Below are 18,443 nucleotides of genomic sequence, written 5' to 3' on the forward strand. Positions count from 1 at the left end.
TCGTGAACTCCGGATCCCGCAGCGCGACGGCCACCGGCGGCGGGCTGCCCCGGGCTCTGCGCCGACTCCGCGAACCGCTGGTCTCCGCATCGGTGTTCGTCCTCGCGATCCTGGTGTGGGAGGCCGCCGTACGGATCAGCGGCACGCCCGACTACGCGCTGCCCGCGCCCAGCCTGATCGCCTCGACCGCCGACTGGACGGGGGTGCTGTCCGCGGCCCGGGACACCATTGGTTCGGTGCTGTGGGGATTCGTCGTGGGCAACGCGGCCGGGCTGCTCCTGGCCCTGCTGATCTCCGCGTCCCCCCTGCTGGCCGCCGTGCTCTACCCCCTGGCGCTCACGGTGCGGGCCGTCCCGGTGGTGGCACTCGCCCCCTTCATCACCCTCGTGGCCGGTCGCGGTTCCGCACCCACCGTCGTCGTCGCGGCCCTGATCGTGTTCTTCCCGACCCTGGTGAACGTGCTGCTCGGGCTGCGCTCGGTGGAGCGCGAGGCACTGGAACTGATGCACGTGCTCAACTGCGGTACGGCGACGGTCTACTGGCGGGTGCGGCTGCCCGCCGCGCTGCCGGCGTTCTTCGACTCGCTGCGGATCGCGGCGCCGTCCGCGGTGCTCGGCGTGATGACCGCGGAGTGGCTGATCGGCGGCGACGGCCTGGGCAAGCTGGTGATCAGCACGGCACTCTCCCAGGACACCGCCACCATGTGGGGCGCGATCCTCGCCTCCTCCCTGGTGGCGGGAGTGGTGTACGCCGCTGTCACGCTCGCCGAACGGCGGCTGCTGCCCTGGGCGGTGCGACGGTGAACCGTTCGCTGACCGAGGGCACCCGGCTGCTGCGCTGCCGCACTCTGGTCGCCGACGCCGCGTCCCGGCCGCTGGCCGACGCAGGAGTGCTGGTGGACGGGGGCACGGTGGTGCGGGTGGCGCCCTTCACCGAGCTGGCGGACCTTGTGCCCCGGGCCCGTACCGACGAACTCGACGGTGTGGTCCTGCCGGCCTTCACCGACGCGCACAGCCACCTGCGGGCGCTGCCGTTGTCCGAACAGGGCGTCGCGGACGCCGACCTGGAGACCTGGGTGGTGCGGCTGACCGGCACCACGGCGCTCGACCCCGGCGACGACGCGCTCGCGGCGGCCGACGGCCTGGCGGCCACCGGGGTGACCACCGTGCAGGCCATCCACCACACGTTCGCCGGTCCGCGGGAGTACGCCGCCACGGTGGCGGCGGTCGCCGAGGCGCTGGCCCTGGCCGGGCTGCGCGCGGAACTCGCGGTCGGCCTCACCGACCAGGCGGAGTTCCTGCCCGAACCGAGGCCCGTCCCACCCCGCGACAGCCCTGCCCCGGCCACCCGGCCGCCCGCCGCCCCGGCCCTCACCGATCCGCCGCGACGCGGGGTCGGCCCCGCCCAACTGCCGCCGATGCTGGCCGGATTGTTCCGGTCGGCCGACCGGCCGGCCGGGGTACGGATCGCGGTGGCGCCGGTGGCACCGCAGTGGTGCTCCGAGGACGCGCTGAGTGTGCTGCGGCGGTGCACGGCGGCCGGAGTGCGCCTGCACACGCATCTTCTGGAGAGTCGGCGCCAGCGGGGCTGGCTCGGCGGAGAGGACCCGGTGACCCGGCTGGACCGGCACGGACTGCTGGGCCCCGACGCCTCGGCCGCGCACGGGGTCTGGCTGACCGAGGCCGAAGCCGCCCTGCTGGCGGCCCGCGGAACGGCTCTGGTGCACTGTCCGACCTCCAACCTGCGACTGGGCTCCGGCGACGCGCGAGTGCGTTCGTGGCTCGACGCCGGGGTGACCGTGGCCCTGGGGATGGACAGCCAGCACCAGGGACCGCCGGACATGTTCGCCGAGATGCGGGCCGCGCTGACCACCGCCGAACGGGTCGGCGGCCCGCTGACCCCGCGACAGGTGTTGGCCATGGCCACCGAGGGCGGGGCCGCCGCGACCGGTCACACCGGCCGGCTCGGCCGTCTGGCGCCCGGCTACCGCGCGGACCTGGTGTGTGTCACGGCACCTCCCGGCCCCGACCCCGTCGAGCGGGTCGTGCAGGAGGCGACGTACCGCGATGTCAGCGACGTCCTGTGCGGCGGCCGCACGCTGGTGAGCGCCGGTGTGACGGCACGGCGGGCCGACGCGGACGCGGCCCGGGGCCGGCTGCGGGCCGCGCTCGCGGCCGACCGGGATGCCAGGGCGGAACGGATGACCGCCGTCGCCGCGCGCGAGGCGTCGCTGCGCGGCCTGCTGGACGGAGGGGAGGGATGATGCCGGCGCTGCGCGAACCCGCCGAGGTGGTCCTGGCGGCCGGCTGCGAACTGGGCGAGGGCCCCGCCTGGGACGATGCCACCGGCGAACTGCACTGGGTGGACATCCCGTTGGGCCGGCTGCACCGCTGCGACCCGGTGACCGGCGCGACGTCGTACCGCGCGTTCGCGTACGAGGTGAGCGCGGTCCTGCCGCGCACCGGCGGCGGGCTGGCCGTCGCGGCCCGGCACGGGATCCTGCTCCTCGACCCGGAGGGCCGGACGGAGGAGACCGTCGCCGTACCGGGCGAACCGGCCGGCAACCGTCTCGGCGACGCCGGGGTGGATCCCGCCGGGCGACTGTGGTTCGGCACCCTCGACACCGAGATGCTGCCGGGCCGCGGGGCCCTGTACCGGCTCGATCCCGGCGACCGGCGGCCGTGCCGGGTGCTGGAGGCCACCAGCGTCGCCAACGGGATCGGCTGGTCCCCGGACGGCACCCGCATGTACTTCGTCGACAGCGCCACCCGGCGGATCGACGTCCTCGACTACGACCCGGCCACCGGCGCCGCCACCGGCCGGCGCCCCTGGGCGACTGTCGAGGACGAGGCAGGGGTGCCGGACGGACTCGCCGTCGACGCCGAGGGAGGGGTGTGGGTCGCGCTGTGGCGCGGCGGCCAGATCCGCCGGTACGCGCCCGACGGACGGCACGACACGACCCTTCCGCTGCCGGTTCGCCAGGTGACCAGCTGCGCCTTCGGCGGGCCGGGCCTGAGTCGGCTCTACGCCACCACGGGCCGGGTCGCGATGCACGGGCGGCAGTTGGCCGCCGAACCCGACGCGGGCGCCGTGTTCGCCGCCGACGTCGGGGTGCCCGGCCTCCCCGTGCCTCGGTACGCGGGCTGAGTCGGGGCGGCGGCGGGCCGCCGGACGAGTTGACGGATACACCGAGGACGGAGAAGCGATGACTATCGCGCAGGGATTCGAGCGGGCCGAGGAACCCGGTCCGCGCAAGGGAGCGGGCATGGGCGGCGGCGTGGTGCCCGGGGTCTTCCCGGGGGCCGAGTCGATGCGCCCCACGCTGCTCGGCGAGCGCTGGGCGGTCGTCGCCGGGCATCCGCTGGTCAGCCAGATCGCCGCCGAGGTGCTGGGGCGCGGCGGCAACGCCGTGGACGCCGGGGTCGCGGCCGGGCTCGCCTCCAATGTCGTCCAGGCCGACATGGCGAACTTCGGCGGCATCGCCCCCGTCCTCGTACGCGCCGCCGGTTCGGACACCGTGCACAGCGTCGCGGGCGTCGGCAGATGGGGACGTACGGCCACCCTCGACTCCATGCTCGCCCGCCACGGCGGCACGCTGCCGCTGGGCGGGGCCCCGTCCATCGTCCCCGGCGCCCCCTCCGGCTGGATCACCGCGCTGCGCGAGTTCGGCACGCTGAGCTTCGCCGAGGTGGCACAGCCCGCCATCGCGCTCGCCGAGCAGGGCTTCCCGCTGGACCTGCGCACGGCGAACACCCTGGCCGTCATGGGCCGCGGCTTCTCGCGCTGGGAGTCCAGCCGCGCGGTGTACTGGCCCGAGGGCCGGGCACCACAGGCCGGTGAACGCCTGGTCCAGCCCGAACTCGGCGCCCTGCTGCAGTCCCTGGCCGCCGCCGAGGCCGCCGCCAAGGCCGCGGGCGCGGACCGCGAGGGCGGTCTGCGGGCGGCCCACGACGCGTTCTACCGAGGCGAACCCGCCCGGCGCATCGCCGAGTTCGTCACCGAGGCCGGAGGATTCCTGGAAACCGCCGACCTCGCGTCCTTCGCCGCCGAGGTCGCCGAGGCACCCGCCGTACGCTTCAAGGACCGCACGGTGCACGTCACCCCGGCCTGGAGCCAGGGCCTGATCGTCGCCCAGGCACTGGGCGTGCTCGACGGCTACGACCTGGCGGCGGTCGGCCACAACAGCGAGGCGTACCTTCACCTCGTCACCGAGGCGCTGAAGCTGGCCTTCGCCGAACGCGAGCGCCACTACGGCGACCCCGCCCACACCTTTGCCGATCCGGCCGTGCTGCTGTCCGGCGCCCGCCTGGACGCGCTGCGCGCCCGCATCGGGCACCGGGCGCTGCCCGAGCTGCCGGCTCCGGACGACGGCAGGCCCAGGATCGGCAGCACCACCGCGATCGTCGTCATGGACGCCCACGGCAACGCGTTCGCCTCCTCGCCCAGCGACACCGCCGACGGCGCCCCGCTCATTCCCGGGCTCGGCATCCTCTGCTCGCCGCGCGGCGTACAGAGCAGGCTGGTCGCCGGGCACCCCAACGTCATGGCGCCGGGCAAACGGCCGTGTGTCACACCGGCCGCGATGATCACGCTGCGCGACGCGGCCGACGGCGGCGGGCCGGCGGTCGGCGCCATGGCCTGTCCGGGCGGCGACGTCATCGTGCAGGCCATGCTCCAGTCGTTCCTCAACGATGCCGTCTTCGGCATGACCGCGCAGCAGGCCGTCGAGGCGCCCCGGGTCTTCGGCTCCAGCTACCCCGGCGGCTTCCACCCGCACCCCAGCGGCGGCGGCCTGCTGCTGGTCGAGGACCGCGTGCCGGCCGCCGTCCGCGAAGCTCTCGCCGCGCGCGGCCACCGCGTGCGGACCTGGCCCGCCTACGAGTTCGACGCGGGCTCCGTCCAGACGGTCGGGGATCTGACCCCACCGGCCCCGGACGGCCGACGCGTCCTCACAGCCGGGGCCGACCCGCGGCGCAGCGCCTACGCGATGGCCCGCTAGGTCCTGCGTCCGTGCCTCACCCACACGACCGTCCTGAGGAGATGGGTTCCATGCGATCCGAAACCCCCGAAACCCCGCCCGCGATCGACCTGTTCGTGAACGGCACGCTCATGCGCGGACTGGCGCTGCACGCCAACCTGGCGGGCGCCGAGTACCTCGGAGAGGCCCACACGGTCCCGGAGTACCGGCTCCACTCGATCGGCGACGTCCACCCGGGCATGTACCGGCTCGGGCCCGGCGAGGCCGCACGGCACGGCATCTCGGTGCCGGGTGAGATCTACCGGATGCCGGCCGACGTACTGCGCGCGGTCGAGGAGGGCGAGCCACCGGGGCTGTACCGAGGGCCGGTCGACCTGTCCGACGGCCGCACCCTGGACGGCATCCTCTACCCGAGAGACCTGGCCGAGGGCCGGCACCTCGACATCTCCGCCTACGGCGGCTGGCGGGCCTACACCGCCGCGCGCCCGGCGCCCGCCCACGCCGGCACGGCCGCTACGTGGTCCTGGCACCACAGCGGGATCGTCGTCCCCGCCCTGGGCGCGGCGGTCGACTTCCACCGCCGGGTACTCGGCTTCGAGGTGGCCTTCGAGGCGCACGGCATGACCGGCCTCGTCGCGGACCTGCTCGGTGTCCCGGGGCTGGGCTGCGACCTCGTGCAGTGCGTGTCCCCGGTGACCGGGCAGCGGCTGGAACTGCTCGCCTTCACGGGTGTCCCCGACGACGCCGCCCCCTGGCTGCCCGTCCGGCCGGGCGACAGCCACACCGCCCACCTGGTGGACGACCTCGACGCCGCACTGGCCGAACTGACCGCCGCGGGCGGGTCGCTGATCGGCCGGCCCACCGAGTTCGCCGAGGGCAGGGCCGCGTACTGCCTCACCCCCTCCCGCACCGTCGTGGAACTGGAGGAGCAGCCGTGCCCCGGCCCTGACCACCACTGACACCACCACGGACCACAGCCACGACAGCGAGCGACACCCGTGCCACGAGCCCGGAGGCGAGGAGCAGAACCCATGGACGGACCCACTCTCGTACAGCGCTACCTGGACATGGTGCGCATGCGCCGCTTCGAGGAGGCGTGCCTGGAAGGCGTGCCCACCCGCGAGATCCACGGCGAACTGCACACCGGAATCGGCCAGGAGGCCGTCGCCGCCGGCCTGATGGGCGCGCTGCGTCCGGACGACGCCATGGTCAGCACGCATCGCAGCCATCTGCACGCGCTGGCAAAGGGGGTCGAGGTCCGGCCGCTGCTCGCGGAGATCTACGAACGCGAGACCGGGCTGTGCGGCGGCTTCGGCGGCCACATGCACCTCTTCGACCAGGAGCGACGGTTCTCGACCACCGGCATCGTCGGCGCCACCCTGCCGGTCGCGCTCGGGCACGCCTGGGCCGCCCGGCTGGAGGGCCGCGACTCGGTGGCGGTCGGCTTCACCGGCGACGGCGGCGCGAACACCGGCGGCTTCCACGAGAGCCTCAACATGGCCGGTGCCTGGAAGCTGCCGCTCGTGGTCCTCATCGAGAACAACGAGTGGGCCATCTCGGTCCCCTTCACCGACTCCACGGCCACCCCGACCCTGGCCGAACGGGCGGCCGCGTACGGCGCCTGGGGCCGGCGGGTGGACGGACTGGACGTCGAGGCCGTCGACGAGGCGTTCGCCGAGGCGGTCGCGCACGCCCGCGGCGGTGGCGGTCCCGCCGTGCTGGAGGCCACCTGCTACCGGTTCCGCGGTCACTTCGAGGGCGACCTGGACCTCTACCGGCCCGCCGCCGAGAAGGAACACCACCGCCAGGAACGCGACCCGCTGCCCCTGACCCGGGCCCGGATCCTCGCCCGGGGGATCGCGACCGAGGCCCGGCTCGACGCGGAGGAGGCCGCGGTGGCCGCCGAGATCGCGGCCGTCCTGGCCGAGGTACGCGCCGATCCGATGCCCGATCCCGCCACCGCCCGTGACCACGTCTTCGCGAAAGGCCCCAGCGCATGAGCGTCACCACCCCGGCCGCAGCCCGTACGGCCGTCCGCAACGTCAACGTCTCGCAATGCGTCGCGGAGTCCCTGCGACTGGAGATGGAACGTGACGAGCGCGTCCTCGTGCTCGGCGAGGACGTCGGTCTCCAGGGCGGCGTCTTCGGCAGCACCCGCGGTCTGCAGAAGGCGTTCGGCCGCGACCGGGTGCGGGACACGCCGATCTCCGAGATGGCCTTCACCGGCGCGGCGGTCGGCCTGGCCATGGAGGGCTACCGGCCGGTCGTCGAGGTGATGTTCGTCGACTTCATCGGTGTGTGCCTGGAGCAGGTCTACAACGCCGCCGCGAAGATCCGTTACATGACCGGCGGCCGGGTCGGCATGCCCATGGTGATCAAGACGGCGGGCGGCTGCATCGGCTCCGCCGCCCAGCACTCCCAGTGCCTGTGGGGCACCTTCGCCCACCTGCCCGGCCTGCGCGTCGTCGCGCCGTCCTCGCCGTACGACAGCAAGGGCCTGATGGCGGCGGCGGTCCGCAGCGACGACCCGGTGGTGTTCATCGAGCACAAGGGCCTGCTCCTGCAGAAGGCCGGGACGTTCACCCACGGCGCCGAGGTGCCGCGCGAGGCCTACACCGTGCCGCTCGGCCAGGCCGCCGTCGTACGGCCGGGATCCGACCTGACGCTGGTGACCCTGAGTGCGACCGTCGGCGAGAGCCTGCTCGCCGCCCAGGACCTGGCGGCCGAGGGCGTCGACGTCGAAGTGATCGACCTGCGCAGCGTCGTACCCCTCGACCTCGACACGGTCTGTGCCTCGGTCGCGAGGACCGGCCGGCTGATGGTCGTGGACGAGGACTACCTCGGGTTCGGTCTCAGCGGCGAGATCGTCACAGGGGTGATCGAGCGCCTGGGGCCGCAGGCGCTGCGGCACGTCGCGCGGCACGGCACACCCGACGTGCCCGTGCCTGCGGCCCGCAGCCTGGAGGAGGCCGTCGTGCCGCGCCGGGCGTCGATCGCGCAGGCCGTCCGCGCCATGGGCGGTGCGGCATGAGCGCGCGGCACGGCTCCCGGGTGGTCGTGGTCGGCGCGGCGGGTGCGCTGGGCCGGGCCGCCTGCGCGGCGCTCGCCGCGCGCGGTCACGCGGTGTGGGCCGCGGACGCCGCCGACCCGTCGCCGGCCCTGGCCGGGCTGCCCGGCGGCGGGCACCACGCGGTCCGGGTGGACGTCACCGAGCAGACGTCCGTCGACGAACTGCTGCGAACGGCGTGGGAGGGCCCCGACGCGCGGCTGGACGGACTGGTGTACGCCCCCGGCGTGAACGTGACCGGTCCGGTGGCCGACCTCGACTGGCCGGGCTACGAACGGCTGATGGACGTCAACCTGAACGGCGCGTTCCGTACCGGGCAGGCCCTGGCGCGGATGCTCGCGACCGACGCACGGCCCTTCGGGTCGGTGTTCCTGTCCTCGACGGCGGGGCTGCGCGGCGAGGCCGGCGGCGCCGCCTACAGCGCCTCGAAGTTCGGACTGATCGGCTTCGTGCAGTCCTTCGCCGCGGAGATCGCCGGGTACGGCGGCCGGGCCAACGCGGTCTGCCCCGGCAACGTGGACAGCCCCATGCTGCGGCGGTTGGCCGCCCAGGTTGCCGAGCGCGAGAGCGCCCCGGCCGAGGAGGTCCTGGCCCGCTTCGCGGACGCCTCCGCGTTCCGACGGCTGATCGATCCCGGCGAGGTGGGCCGCGTCTGCGCCTGGCTGGTGTCGGCCGAGTCCTCCGGCATCAGCGGCCAGAACCTTGTCGTCGACGGTCCGCCCCCGGCGGGCTGACCCCGTCCTCCCCATCCGGCCGGTGCCGCGCGCCCGGCCGGCCCCACCACCTACCGGGTGGCGGTCCGTCGGACATGTTCCGGTGGACCGTCGCCCGCCGAACCCGAGGAACAGCATGATCTCCCTGGACCGCGTCATCGGCGACACCCGCGCCCTGATCGGCATCGACAGCCAGAATCCCGGCCCGCAGGAGGGCGCGTGCGCAGAGTGGGTCGGCAACCGTCTCACCGACGCGGGCCTGGCCGTCGAACGGATGCCGGTCGCCGAGGGCCGGGACAACATCGTGGCCCGGGTGCCCGGCGCGGGCACCGCCCCCCGTCTGGTGCTGCTCAGCCACATGGACACGGTCCCGGTCGGCGAGGGCTGGACCTTCCCGCCGTTCGGCGGCGCCATCGCGGACGGCCGGCTGTACGGACGCGGCGCCTGCGACATGAAGGCGGGCCTCGCCCTGTCGATCAACCTGCTCGACGCGCTCACCGCCGACGGGCGCCCGCCCGCCGGTGACGTGCTCCTGGTCGCCACGGTCGACGAGGAGGCCCCGGACATGGCCGGCGCGCACCGCCTCGTCGACAGCGGACTGCTGCGCCCCGACGACCAGGTCCTCGCACTGGAGCCCACCGGAATGCGGCTGCGGATCGCCCAGATGGGCCTGCGCTGGCTCACCCTGCGGGTCCGTGGCCGCATGGCGCACGCGGGCCGGGCCCACCTCGGCATCGACGCCAACCACCTGATGGCCAAGATCGTGGACCGGCTCAAGACCGTGTTCGCGGCGCTGCCGTACGAGGACGAGGTGCTCGGCCGGCCACGCTTCACCTGCGGCACCTTCCACGGCGGTGTCGCCACCAACGTCGTCCCGCCCTCGTCGGAAGCGGGCCTGGACGTGCGGATCGTCCCCCCGATGACCCCCGCACACGCCCAGGCGCTGGTCGAGCGGGTGGCCGCCGCCGTGGTCGCCGAGCACCCGGGCGCCGAGTACCTGATCGAACCGCTCGGCGCGGAGCGGCCCCCGGTCCGCGCGGCCGACGACTCCCCGATCGTCCGGGCCCTGCGCGCCGCCCACCAGGAGCACACGGGGCGCGCCGTGCCGGTCGGCGGAGCCGACGGACACGAGGCGTACACCGACGCCTCGATGGTCGCCGCGCTCACCGGAAGCACCTCCTGCACGGTCTTCGGCCCCGGCGCGACCGACCAGGCGCACACCGCTGACGAGTACGTGCCGCTCGCCGACCTGGACCTCGGTGCCCGGATGCTCTGGACGTTGGTGAACAATTGGCAAGACACCGCGATATGAGGAATTGCCCAGGAAAGGCGTGACACGGATGGACGGCAGCCTCGACGGACCCCCACGCCGCACCGGCCCCGCCGGTCCCCGCGCGGCCTTCCCCGTCGTGGAGAGCCTGCCGACCGTCGCCGAGGTCCTGAAGTTCCCCTCGCTGAGCGAGGGCCGCCCGAAGGTCGTGGCCGGCGCCGCCGGCCTGGGCGGGCCGGTGCGCTGGGTGCATGTGAGCGAGCTGCCGACCATCGCGCCGATGCTGAGCGGTGGCGAGCTGATCCTCACCACCGGCATCGCTCTGCCCTCCGACGACGCCTCCCTGGTCCGCTTCGTCACCGAACTCGCCGGTGTCGGCGCGGCCGGGATCGTCGTCGGCCTCGGGCCGCGGTTTCGCGACTCGGTCCCGCAGGCCATGCGGGCCGCGGCGGAACGGCACGGGCTGCCGCTCGTCGCGCTGTTGCGCACCACCCGGTTCGTCGAGGTCACCGAGGACGTGCACTGGCGGATCCTGGAGAACCGCATCGACGAACTGCGCGCCTCCGAGGAGATCCACCAGATCTTCAACGAGCTGACCGTGGAGGGCGCGGAGCCGACCGACGTGCTCCACCAGGTCGTCCGCATGTCACGGACGCCCGCCGTCCTGGAGAACCTGGCCCACCAGGTGCTCGTCTACGACACGGCCGGACAGGCAGCCGACACGGTGCTCGCACAGTGGGAGGCCCGTTCCCGTTCCGTGCAGGCCGCAACCCGCACCGCGTACGACGAACGCAGCGGCTGGCTGATGAGCACCGTGGGCGCACGGGGCCAGGACTGGGGGCGGCTGGTCCTGGTGTCGGTGCCCGCTCCCTCGCCGCGGCTGACGATGCTGGTCGAGCGGGCCGCCTCCACCCTGGCGCTCGGACGGCTGCTGGCCCGCGACGAGGAAACCCTCTCTCTGCACACCCACCGCACCCTGCTGTCCGGACTGCTGTCGCCCAAGCAGACCAGCGCCGAGATCGCCTCGGAGGCCCGCGCCATCGGCGTGCCGCTGGACGGACGCCGGCTCGTGCCCGTGGTGCTGTCCATGACCGAGACACTGCCGGACAACGCCCTGGACCGGCAGGCGGTCCTGCGCGCCGCGGCGGGTGTGGCCAACGACGCGGTCCGCGACACCGGACTGCTCGCGCTGGTCGGCCCGGTCGAGGACGCGGTGATCGGAATCCTGCTGTCCTTCGGGCTCGGCGAGGATCCGCACGCCGCGGTGGAGCGCCTGGCCCACCGCATTCACCGCGATGCCCCGGAGAGCGGGTACGTCATGGCGGTCGGCGACGTCCTGTCGTCGGTCAGCGAAGTGCGCGGCGTGCTGGTCGGCACCATACAGGTGGCCGACGCCGCTGCCCGGCTGGGCGAGCGCCGCCTCTACTACCGGCTCCCCGACCTTCGCCTGCGTGGCCTGCTTCAGTTGATGCGCGACGACGCCCGGCTCCAGACCTTCGCGGAGCGCGAACTACGCCCGCTGCTCCTGCATGACGAGAAGCACGGAACGAACCTGGTCCGGTTGCTTCGTACCTATCTGGACTCCGGCCGCAACAAGACGGCCGCCGCCGAGGCCGCCCACGTCTCCCGAGCCTGGATGTACGAGCGCCTCGCCCGCATCAGCGGCATCCTCGGCGTGGACCTGGACTCCGACGACGTGTGCACCTCTTTGTCGGTGGCCCTGATGGCCCTGGACGCGATGCGCGACTGACCGACCGTACAGTGCGGTCCAGGGGCCGGATGCGGGACATCCCCATGTCTGTCGGCCCGCTGCCGAGCCCGATCGACCTCACCCGCTGACACGGTCAAGGGGCCCTGGCCCCCGGGTGACCCCCGGGAATGATCAAGGGCCGGTTTCGGATCTCTCCGAAACCGGCCCTGACCTGCGACTCTCACGAGTCGGGACGACAGGATTTGAACCTGCGACCCCTTGACCCCCAGTCAAGTGCGCTACCAAGCTGCGCCACGTCCCGATACCCGCCTGACCTGGGGTTTCCCCCTGGCCGAACGCGCATGAGAACAATACCGCACTTCGACGGGTGGTCACGAACGCCTTTCACGCTTGACCTCAACCGGACTTGATGTTCAACGCTGAAGACATGACGAACGCGACCTCTGCGCCTACCGCTGACTACCGCGACATGAACAGGCTGATGAGCCTGATGACGGGGGACGAGAAGCACGGCCCCGCCGCCACCTCCACGCTGGACGCCCTGTGGGTGCTGTACCACCGGGTACTGCGGGTGACGCCCGACACCGTCGACGCACCCGGCCGCGACCGCTTCCTGCTGTCGAAGGGGCACGGCCCGATGGCGTACTACGCGGTTCTGGCGGCGCACGGCTTCATCCGCGAGGAGCTGCTGTCCGGATTCGGCGCCTACGACTCGCCGCTCGGGCACCACCCGGACCGGACGCTGGTGCCGGGTGTCGAGATCGGCAGCGGGTCGCTGGGCCACGGGCTGCCCCTGGCCGTGGGGAGCGCGCTCGGTCTGCGGGCGCAGGGGCTGACCGGCCCGAGCGTATGGGTGCTGATCGGGGACGCCGAGCTGGACGAGGGCAGCAACCACGAGGCCCTCGCCTACGCGGGCCCGGCCGGACTGGAGCAGTTGCACACCGTGGTGATCGACAACGCGTCCGCTTCGCACGCCCGGCCCGGCGGAATCGCGGCCCGGTTCGAAGCCGCCGGCTGGTCGGTCGGCACCGTCGACGGACGGGACCACGAGGCGTTGCACGCGGCCTTCACCGCGCCGCACCCCGGGCAGCCGCGGGCCGTGATCGCGCGCACCGCCCCGAAGAACTGAACGCCCCGGCTCGAAGCGAAGAAGAAACAGACGCCGATGCGGAAGCGGAGGCCGACACGGACGCCGACACCGGCACCAATGCCGACGCCGACGCAACGGAACCGGAGAGGAACACTTCCCATGGACACGATGCGTGACCGCTTCATCGCGACCACGTCGCAGTTGCTGGACGAGGACCCCCGTCTCGCACTGGTGCTGGCCGAGATCAGCCGCGACGGCTTCGACCGGGCCGCGCGGGCCCATCCGGACCGCGTCATCAATGTGGGGATCAGGGAGCAGCTGCTGATCGGGGCAGGCGCCGGGATGGCGCTCACCGGCCTGCGGCCGATCGTGCACACTTTCGCCAGCTTTCTGGTGGAACGGCCGTTCGAGCAGGTCAAGCTGGACTTCGGCCATCAGGGAGTGAGTGGCGTGCTGGTGAGCGCCGGAGCGTCGTACGACTGGCCGGCCGGCGGCTTCACGCATATGTCACCGGGCGATGTGGCGCTCCTGGACACCCTCGACGGCTGGACGGTTCATGTCCCGGGCCACCCCGATGAGGCCGAGAAGCTGCTGCGGGAGGCCGCCGCCGGGGACGGCCGGGTCTACGTACGGCTGTCGCTGCAGTCGAACGAGCGGGCACGACCGGTCGGCGCGGGAACCGGGTTCACCGCTGTACGGCAAGGGACGAGCGGGGTGGTGATCGCGGTCGGGCCGATGCTCGACCAGGTCCTCGCGGCGACCGACGGCCTCGATGCGACCGTGCTGTACGCGACGACGGTGCGCCCGTTCGACGGGCCCGGACTGCGGCGGGCGGTGGGCGATCGCAACGCCGCCGACGTGGTGATCGTCGAGCCGTACCTGGCGGGCACCTCCACGGCCGCGGCCAATGACGCACTCGCCGAGCTGCCGCACCGCGTGCTGGGCCTCGGGGTGGGGCGGGCCGAGCTGCGCAAGTACGGGGAGATGGAGGAGCACCTCACCGCGCACAGTCTGGATGCGCGCGGCCTGCGGGAACGAATCGGCGCGTTCCTCCAACGATGACGGGAGGGTTCCTCCAACGATGACGGGAGGGTTCCGCCTGCGGGGCCCGGCGCCGCCGCCCACCGCTGTCCCGGCGAAGCGCATCCGGCAGGATGCGCTTCCCCTGATCTGCCGCGGTGCCAGGTCGCGCGAGAGGACCGATGACCGGTGTGCTCGGGCGACCTGGCCTTCACAGGGGGCCGGTCACGCGTCCTCGGCCCGGCGGGGCGGCGAGCCGGCCAGCGGCGAGGAGTCCTCGTAGCGGACTTCGTAGACGCGCTCGACGAACTTCCAGCCGTCGCCGGTGCGCTGGTAACGGTCGTGGTAGATCGCGTAGTTCAGCCCACCGCGGCCATCGCGGGCACGCCCGATCTCCGACATGTACGCACGGCCGGACGCGGTGTCCCCATCGAGCCGGATCACGCCCGGGTGTGTGTTCTGCACGAGGAAGTCCACGAACTCCGGCACCCGCCTGCCCCAGGCACGGATCGCCTCCCGGCCGTCGAGCTCAGCGGGGATGTTGGGCATCCGCAGCGCGCCGTCCGGCAGGAACAGCAGAGCGAGACGATCGTAGTCGCGCATCATCGCCGCGTCGGTGAACTCACCGCGCAGCGCCTCGATCTCGACGCGATCTGCGATGGCCTGGAAGTCCTTCATCAAGTCATTCATCGGTCTGCTCCTTGTCGCCTGTAACCCGGTGCACGAACATCACCGGGCCCGCCCGGGACGCAGGCTCCCCACCCCGGCGGTGACCCGCAGCGCGCGGCCCGGCTGCCGGCACGGCGTGATCGGCGGGCGTCCCTGGGGCTCCTGCTCGCCGGACGGTGTGTTCGGTTTCAGCAGTACGACGGCACAGCCCTCCGGAATGTGACACGGCAGGCCGCACAGGACCGGCCGCCGGCCGAGGCTCACCGCCCCCGCACGGGCATCGGGAGGGCCGGCCACAGCGAAGCCACAGACATCGCTCCCCGCCCATTGACCCCCTCAGGTCCTGAACCTAATCTGAGCGATGCACTTCAGAAAGCGCTTTCTAAATCCCGCAGTCGGCATCTACCGCACAGGGAGCGCCCATGAGTCATCGTCCGTCGTCCATGCATCCGTGGTCCGGCACCCTCTTACGCAGACACCGCTTTCCCCAACCACTGATCGCCGTCACCGCACTCCTGGCGCTGGCCCTCGGCTTCCTGGTGGCCTCGCCGCCCCGCGCCCACGCGGCTTCCTTCCGGGTCCTGGTCTACTCCGAGGTCACCAACTTCAGGCACGACTCGATACCCGCGGGAATCGAAGCGATCAAGAAGCTCGGCGCCGAGAACGGGTTCGAGGTCGAGGCGACCGACGACTCCGCCGTCTTCAACGACTCCGATCTCGCCCGCTTCCAGGCCATCGTGTTCAACAACACCAACTCCACACCGGAGAAAGGTGACTTGCTGAACGCCGATGAGCGGGCGGCCCTGCAGAAGTATGTCCGGGCGGGAGGCGGCTGGGTCGGTCTGCACGCCGCGTCCGCCAGTGAGCGCGACTGGGACTGGTACGAGGGGCTCGTCGGTGCCGTCTTCGACCAGCACCCGGCCGTACAGACCGGCCGGATCAAGGTCCTGGACCACGCGCACCCCTCCACCAAGGGCCTCCCCGATCTCTGGGAGCGCACCGAGGAGTGGTACAACTGGCGCACCAATCCCACCTCCGCGGTCCACACCCTCGCGCAGATCAAGGTGCGTGACGGCGTCACGGGGCTCGACGAAGGCGTGGACCACCCATGGTCCTGGTGCCAGAACTACGACGGCGGCCGGTCCTGGTTCACCGCGGGCGGCCACGCGTCCTCGGCCTTCCAGGAGGAGGGTTTCGTCCGGCACCTCCTCGGCGGCATCGAGTGGGCCGCGGGCGCGAAGCCGGGCGACTGCACAGCGACGCGGACCGGTTCGTTCCAGCGGACCGCGCTGGCGACGAGCGATCTCGCCGACCCGTTCGAACTGGCCGTCGCCCCCGACCGGAGGGTGTTCTTCGCCCAGCGCACCGGGAAGGTGAAGGTCATCGACCAGCAGACGATGAAGGTGTCGACCGCGCTGGACTTCGCGTACACGCCGGAGATGACCAGCCAGTCCGACGGACTGCTCGGCCTCGCACTCGACCCCGGCTTCGCGGACAACAACTGGCTGTATCTGCTGCACTCCGACAAGACCGAGAAGCAGCTCGACCTCTCCCGGTTCACGGTCACCGGCAACACGATCGATCCCGCGTCGGAGAAACGGCTGCTGACCATTCCGACGTGGCGCGGCGAGGGCCGGGCCAATTCCCACATGGCCGGCTCGCTGACCTTCGACAAGGCCGGCCATCTGTACGCGGCGACCGGGGACAACACCGATCCGTTCGCCTCGGACGGCTTCGCACCGATCGACGAGGGCGAGGGCCGACGCGCCTGGGACGCGCAGGGCACCGCGGGCAATACGAACGATCTGCGCGGCAAGGTTCTGCGCATCACGCCGCAGGACGACGGTACGTACACCGTCCCCGAGGGGAATCTCTTCGCGCCCGGTACGGAGAAGACCCGTCCGGAGATCTACGCGATGGGGATGCGCAATCCCTTCCGGATCACCACCGATCCGCTGAGCGGCGCACTGCTGGTCGGCGACTACGGTCCGGACGCCAAGGCGGAGGTCGCCGACCGCGGACCCGAGGGGACCGTCGAGTACACCCGTATCACCAAGGCGGGGAACTTCGGCTGGCCGTACTGCATCGGCGACAACACCCCGTTCAACGACTACGACTTCACGGCGAAGAAGTCGGGTCCGAAGTTCGACTGTGCGGCGCTCGTCAATGACTCGCCGAACAACACCGGGCTGCGGGAACTGCCGCCCGCCCAGCCCGCCACCGTCTGGTACGCCTACTCCGCGTCCGCCGAATTCCCGGAGCTCGGCACCGGGGGCGGCGGACCGATGAGCGGTCCCGTCTACGACTACGACCCGGACAACACCTACCGCACGAAGTTCCCGGAGTACTTCGAGGGGAAGTGGTTCACCTACGAACTGACCCGGCGGTGGTTCAAGACGTTCTCCTTCCAGCAGAAGGACCAGACGTTCGACGATCCGCGGTTCGCTCCCGTCAAGGCCGGTGAACTCCAGTCCGTCAACGGCATCTTCCAGGACATGGAGTGGAACCAGCCCTTCGATGCCGACTTCGGTCCCGACGGGGCGCTGTACGTCATCGACTTCGGACTCGGCAGCGGTACGGGCCGTGGGGGCAGCAACGAGGGTGCGGGCATCTACCGGATCGACTACGTCGGTGACGGACGGCTGCCGGATGCGAAGATCACCGCGAGCCGTGACAACGGCCCCACGCCGCTGACCGTCGACTTCTCCAGTGCCGGATCCGGACTTCCCGACGGTCAACAGGTCTCGTATGCCTGGGACTTCGACGGAGACGGCACCACCGACTCGACGGACGCGAACCCCTCGTACACCTACCGCGCGAAGGGGCTGGTCACCGCACGGCTCACGGTCACCGGGCCCGGTGGCCTCACGGCACAGGCGGTGCAGGACATCACCGTCGGCAACACCCGTCCCGAGGTGTCCATCCAACAACCGCCGAACGGCGGGATGTTCAGCTTCGGCGACACCATCCCCTTCACCGTCAAGGTCAAGGACAAGGAGGACGGCAGAGCCGGGCCGATCGACTGCGCACGGGTGGTCGTGCAGTCGCAGCTCGGCCACGACACCCATCTGCACCCGCTGGACAACTACACCGGCTGCACGGGTGAGATCGTCACGGATGCCGGGGACAGTCACGGTCCGGGACAGAACCTGTACTACGGGATCACCGCTCAGTACGAGGACAAGGGGGCGCCTGGCGCGCCCGCGCTGACCGGTTCCACCTCGCTCACGCTGCGTACCTCCTTCCGCGAGGCCGAGCACTTCACGGCGACCGGTGGCACGCACGGCGGCGTGGTGGCCGCGAGCAGGGCCGATGCCTCGGGCGGAAAGCGGCTGACCGAGATCGAGGACGGTGACTGGGTCAGCTTCGATCCGGTGAATCTGAAGAGGATCGACTCGGTGACCGTCGGTGCGGCCTCCGGCGGGATCGGCGGCAGTGTCGAATTCCGGGCCGGGTCGCCGACGGGCCCGCTGCTCGGCAGCGTGACCGTGCCGAACACGGGTGGCTGGGGCAACGTCGTCTCACCGACGACGGCACTGGTGAATCCGGGTGGCAGCACGAAGCTGTACGTGGTGTTCAGCAATCCTGGGTGGAGCAGCGACCAGGCCGATCTGTTCGCCGTCGACTGGCTCCGGTTCAACGGTCCCGGGGTCGAGAAGCACCCCGGCACGAAGGTCGTGGTGAAGGCTGACACGGCAACGGGCTCCGCACCGCTCTCCGTGTCACTGAGCGGCGTGGTCAAGCCGGTGGCCGGGCGCACGATCGCCTCCTACCACTGGGACTTCGGCGACAACTCCACAGCGGAGGGGCCGACGACCACCCACAGCTACGGCCGGAAGGGCGCGTACACGGCACATCTGACGGTGACCGACGACAGAGGCGACACCAGCACCGGTTCCGTACGCATCGATGTGAGCTGAGAGGG

14 protein-coding genes and 1 tRNA gene are annotated in these 18,443 nt (G+C 72.2%); 13 read left to right on the forward strand and 2 right to left on the reverse strand.

From position 1 onward, the window contains the following. The first annotated feature begins 2 nt into the window (after positions 1–2). From ACFVUT_RS32865 to ACFVUT_RS32910, 10 genes are all read left to right on the forward strand, one after another. Positions 3–803: an ABC transporter permease gene (locus ACFVUT_RS32865; protein ID WP_389657837.1), complete on the forward strand. Its 801-nt coding sequence runs from the start codon at positions 3–5 to the stop codon at positions 801–803. Further along, positions 800–2,263, forward strand: a complete 1,464-nt coding sequence (locus ACFVUT_RS32870) for an amidohydrolase family protein (RefSeq protein WP_389657834.1) — start codon at positions 800–802, stop codon at positions 2,261–2,263. The genes ACFVUT_RS32865 and ACFVUT_RS32870 overlap by 4 nt, the downstream gene beginning before the upstream one ends. Further along, the gene (locus tag ACFVUT_RS32875; RefSeq protein WP_389657831.1) at positions 2,260–3,147 is read left to right on the forward strand and encodes an SMP-30/gluconolactonase/LRE family protein; all 888 of its coding nucleotides are present in this window, start codon (positions 2,260–2,262) and stop codon (positions 3,145–3,147) included. The genes ACFVUT_RS32870 and ACFVUT_RS32875 overlap by 4 nt, the downstream gene beginning before the upstream one ends. 58 nt (positions 3,148–3,205) lie before the next feature. Further along, on the forward strand, positions 3,206–4,999 hold the full coding sequence (locus ACFVUT_RS32880; RefSeq protein ID WP_389657828.1) for a gamma-glutamyltransferase family protein: 1,794 nt from the start codon (positions 3,206–3,208) through the stop codon (positions 4,997–4,999). A gap of 50 nt (positions 5,000–5,049) precedes the next feature. Next, positions 5,050–5,937, forward strand: coding sequence for a VOC family protein (locus ACFVUT_RS32885; protein ID WP_389657825.1), 888 nt, complete (start codon positions 5,050–5,052; stop codon positions 5,935–5,937). Positions 5,938–6,009: 72 nt separating this feature from the next. Beyond that, a complete protein-coding gene (locus ACFVUT_RS32890) occupies positions 6,010–6,978 on the forward strand; it encodes a thiamine pyrophosphate-dependent dehydrogenase E1 component subunit alpha (protein ID WP_389657822.1) in 969 nt (322 codons plus the stop codon). After that, a complete protein-coding gene (locus tag ACFVUT_RS32895; RefSeq protein WP_389657819.1) occupies positions 6,975–8,009 on the forward strand; it encodes an alpha-ketoacid dehydrogenase subunit beta in 1,035 nt (344 codons plus the stop codon). The genes ACFVUT_RS32890 and ACFVUT_RS32895 overlap by 4 nt, the downstream gene beginning before the upstream one ends. Continuing rightward, positions 8,006–8,779, forward strand: coding sequence for an SDR family NAD(P)-dependent oxidoreductase (locus ACFVUT_RS32900; protein ID WP_389657816.1), 774 nt, complete (start codon positions 8,006–8,008; stop codon positions 8,777–8,779). The genes ACFVUT_RS32895 and ACFVUT_RS32900 overlap by 4 nt, the downstream gene beginning before the upstream one ends. Positions 8,780–8,894: 115 nt before the next feature. Continuing rightward, entirely contained in the window at positions 8,895–10,070 is a 1,176-nt protein-coding gene (locus ACFVUT_RS32905) for a M20 family metallopeptidase (protein WP_389657813.1), read from the forward strand. Between the two features lie 28 nt (positions 10,071–10,098). After that, a complete protein-coding gene (locus tag ACFVUT_RS32910; protein ID WP_389657942.1) occupies positions 10,099–11,778 on the forward strand; it encodes a PucR family transcriptional regulator in 1,680 nt (559 codons plus the stop codon). 188 nt (positions 11,779–11,966) lie between these two features. Here the strand turns inward: ACFVUT_RS32910 and ACFVUT_RS32915 are convergent. Then, positions 11,967–12,040: transfer RNA gene (locus ACFVUT_RS32915), tRNA-Pro, on the reverse strand. 126 nt (positions 12,041–12,166) lie between these two features. Here ACFVUT_RS32915 and ACFVUT_RS32920 point away from each other — a divergent pair. After that, positions 12,167–12,868: a transketolase gene (locus tag ACFVUT_RS32920; protein WP_389657810.1), complete on the forward strand. Its 702-nt coding sequence runs from the start codon at positions 12,167–12,169 to the stop codon at positions 12,866–12,868. Between the two features lie 120 nt (positions 12,869–12,988). Next, complete coding sequence (locus ACFVUT_RS32925; protein ID WP_389657807.1) at positions 12,989–13,891, forward strand: transketolase family protein; 903 nt, start codon at positions 12,989–12,991, stop codon at positions 13,889–13,891. 183 nt (positions 13,892–14,074) lie between these two features. On the opposite strand, the gene ACFVUT_RS32930 is transcribed toward ACFVUT_RS32925, so the two are convergent. Next, positions 14,075–14,539 (reverse strand): nuclear transport factor 2 family protein, encoded by a 465-nt coding sequence (locus ACFVUT_RS32930; protein ID WP_389657804.1) that lies wholly within the window; start codon positions 14,537–14,539, stop codon positions 14,075–14,077. Between the two features lie 422 nt (positions 14,540–14,961). Here ACFVUT_RS32930 and ACFVUT_RS32935 point away from each other — a divergent pair, with 422 nt between their 5' ends. Beyond that, a complete protein-coding gene (locus ACFVUT_RS32935) occupies positions 14,962–18,438 on the forward strand; it encodes a ThuA domain-containing protein (RefSeq protein WP_389657939.1) in 3,477 nt (1,158 codons plus the stop codon). Positions 18,439–18,443 lie beyond the last annotated feature (5 nt).

The organism is Streptomyces sp. NPDC058051 (genome assembly GCF_042885475.1).
Lineage (GTDB): Bacteria > Actinomycetota > Actinomycetes > Streptomycetales > Streptomycetaceae > Streptomyces.

Coding starts and splice junctions, on each gene's coding strand:
- ACFVUT_RS32875 (WP_389657831.1), top strand. CDS start 2,260: ATGATGCCGGCGCTGCGCGAACCCGCCGAGGTGGTCCTGGCGGCCGGC.
- ACFVUT_RS32880 (WP_389657828.1), top strand. CDS start 3,206: ATGACTATCGCGCAGGGATTCGAGCGGGCCGAGGAACCCGGTCCGCGC.
- ACFVUT_RS32885 (WP_389657825.1), top strand. CDS start 5,050: ATGCGATCCGAAACCCCCGAAACCCCGCCCGCGATCGACCTGTTCGTG.
- ACFVUT_RS32890 (WP_389657822.1), top strand. CDS start 6,010: ATGGACGGACCCACTCTCGTACAGCGCTACCTGGACATGGTGCGCATG.
- ACFVUT_RS32895 (WP_389657819.1), top strand. CDS start 6,975: ATGAGCGTCACCACCCCGGCCGCAGCCCGTACGGCCGTCCGCAACGTC.
- ACFVUT_RS32900 (WP_389657816.1), top strand. CDS start 8,006: ATGAGCGCGCGGCACGGCTCCCGGGTGGTCGTGGTCGGCGCGGCGGGT.
- ACFVUT_RS32905 (WP_389657813.1), top strand. CDS start 8,895: ATGATCTCCCTGGACCGCGTCATCGGCGACACCCGCGCCCTGATCGGC.
- ACFVUT_RS32910 (WP_389657942.1), top strand. CDS start 10,099: ATGGACGGCAGCCTCGACGGACCCCCACGCCGCACCGGCCCCGCCGGT.
- ACFVUT_RS32920 (WP_389657810.1), top strand. CDS start 12,167: ATGACGAACGCGACCTCTGCGCCTACCGCTGACTACCGCGACATGAAC.
- ACFVUT_RS32925 (WP_389657807.1), top strand. CDS start 12,989: ATGGACACGATGCGTGACCGCTTCATCGCGACCACGTCGCAGTTGCTG.
- ACFVUT_RS32930 (WP_389657804.1), bottom strand. CDS start 14,539: ATGAATGACTTGATGAAGGACTTCCAGGCCATCGCAGATCGCGTCGAG.
- ACFVUT_RS32935 (WP_389657939.1), top strand. CDS start 14,962: ATGCATCCGTGGTCCGGCACCCTCTTACGCAGACACCGCTTTCCCCAA.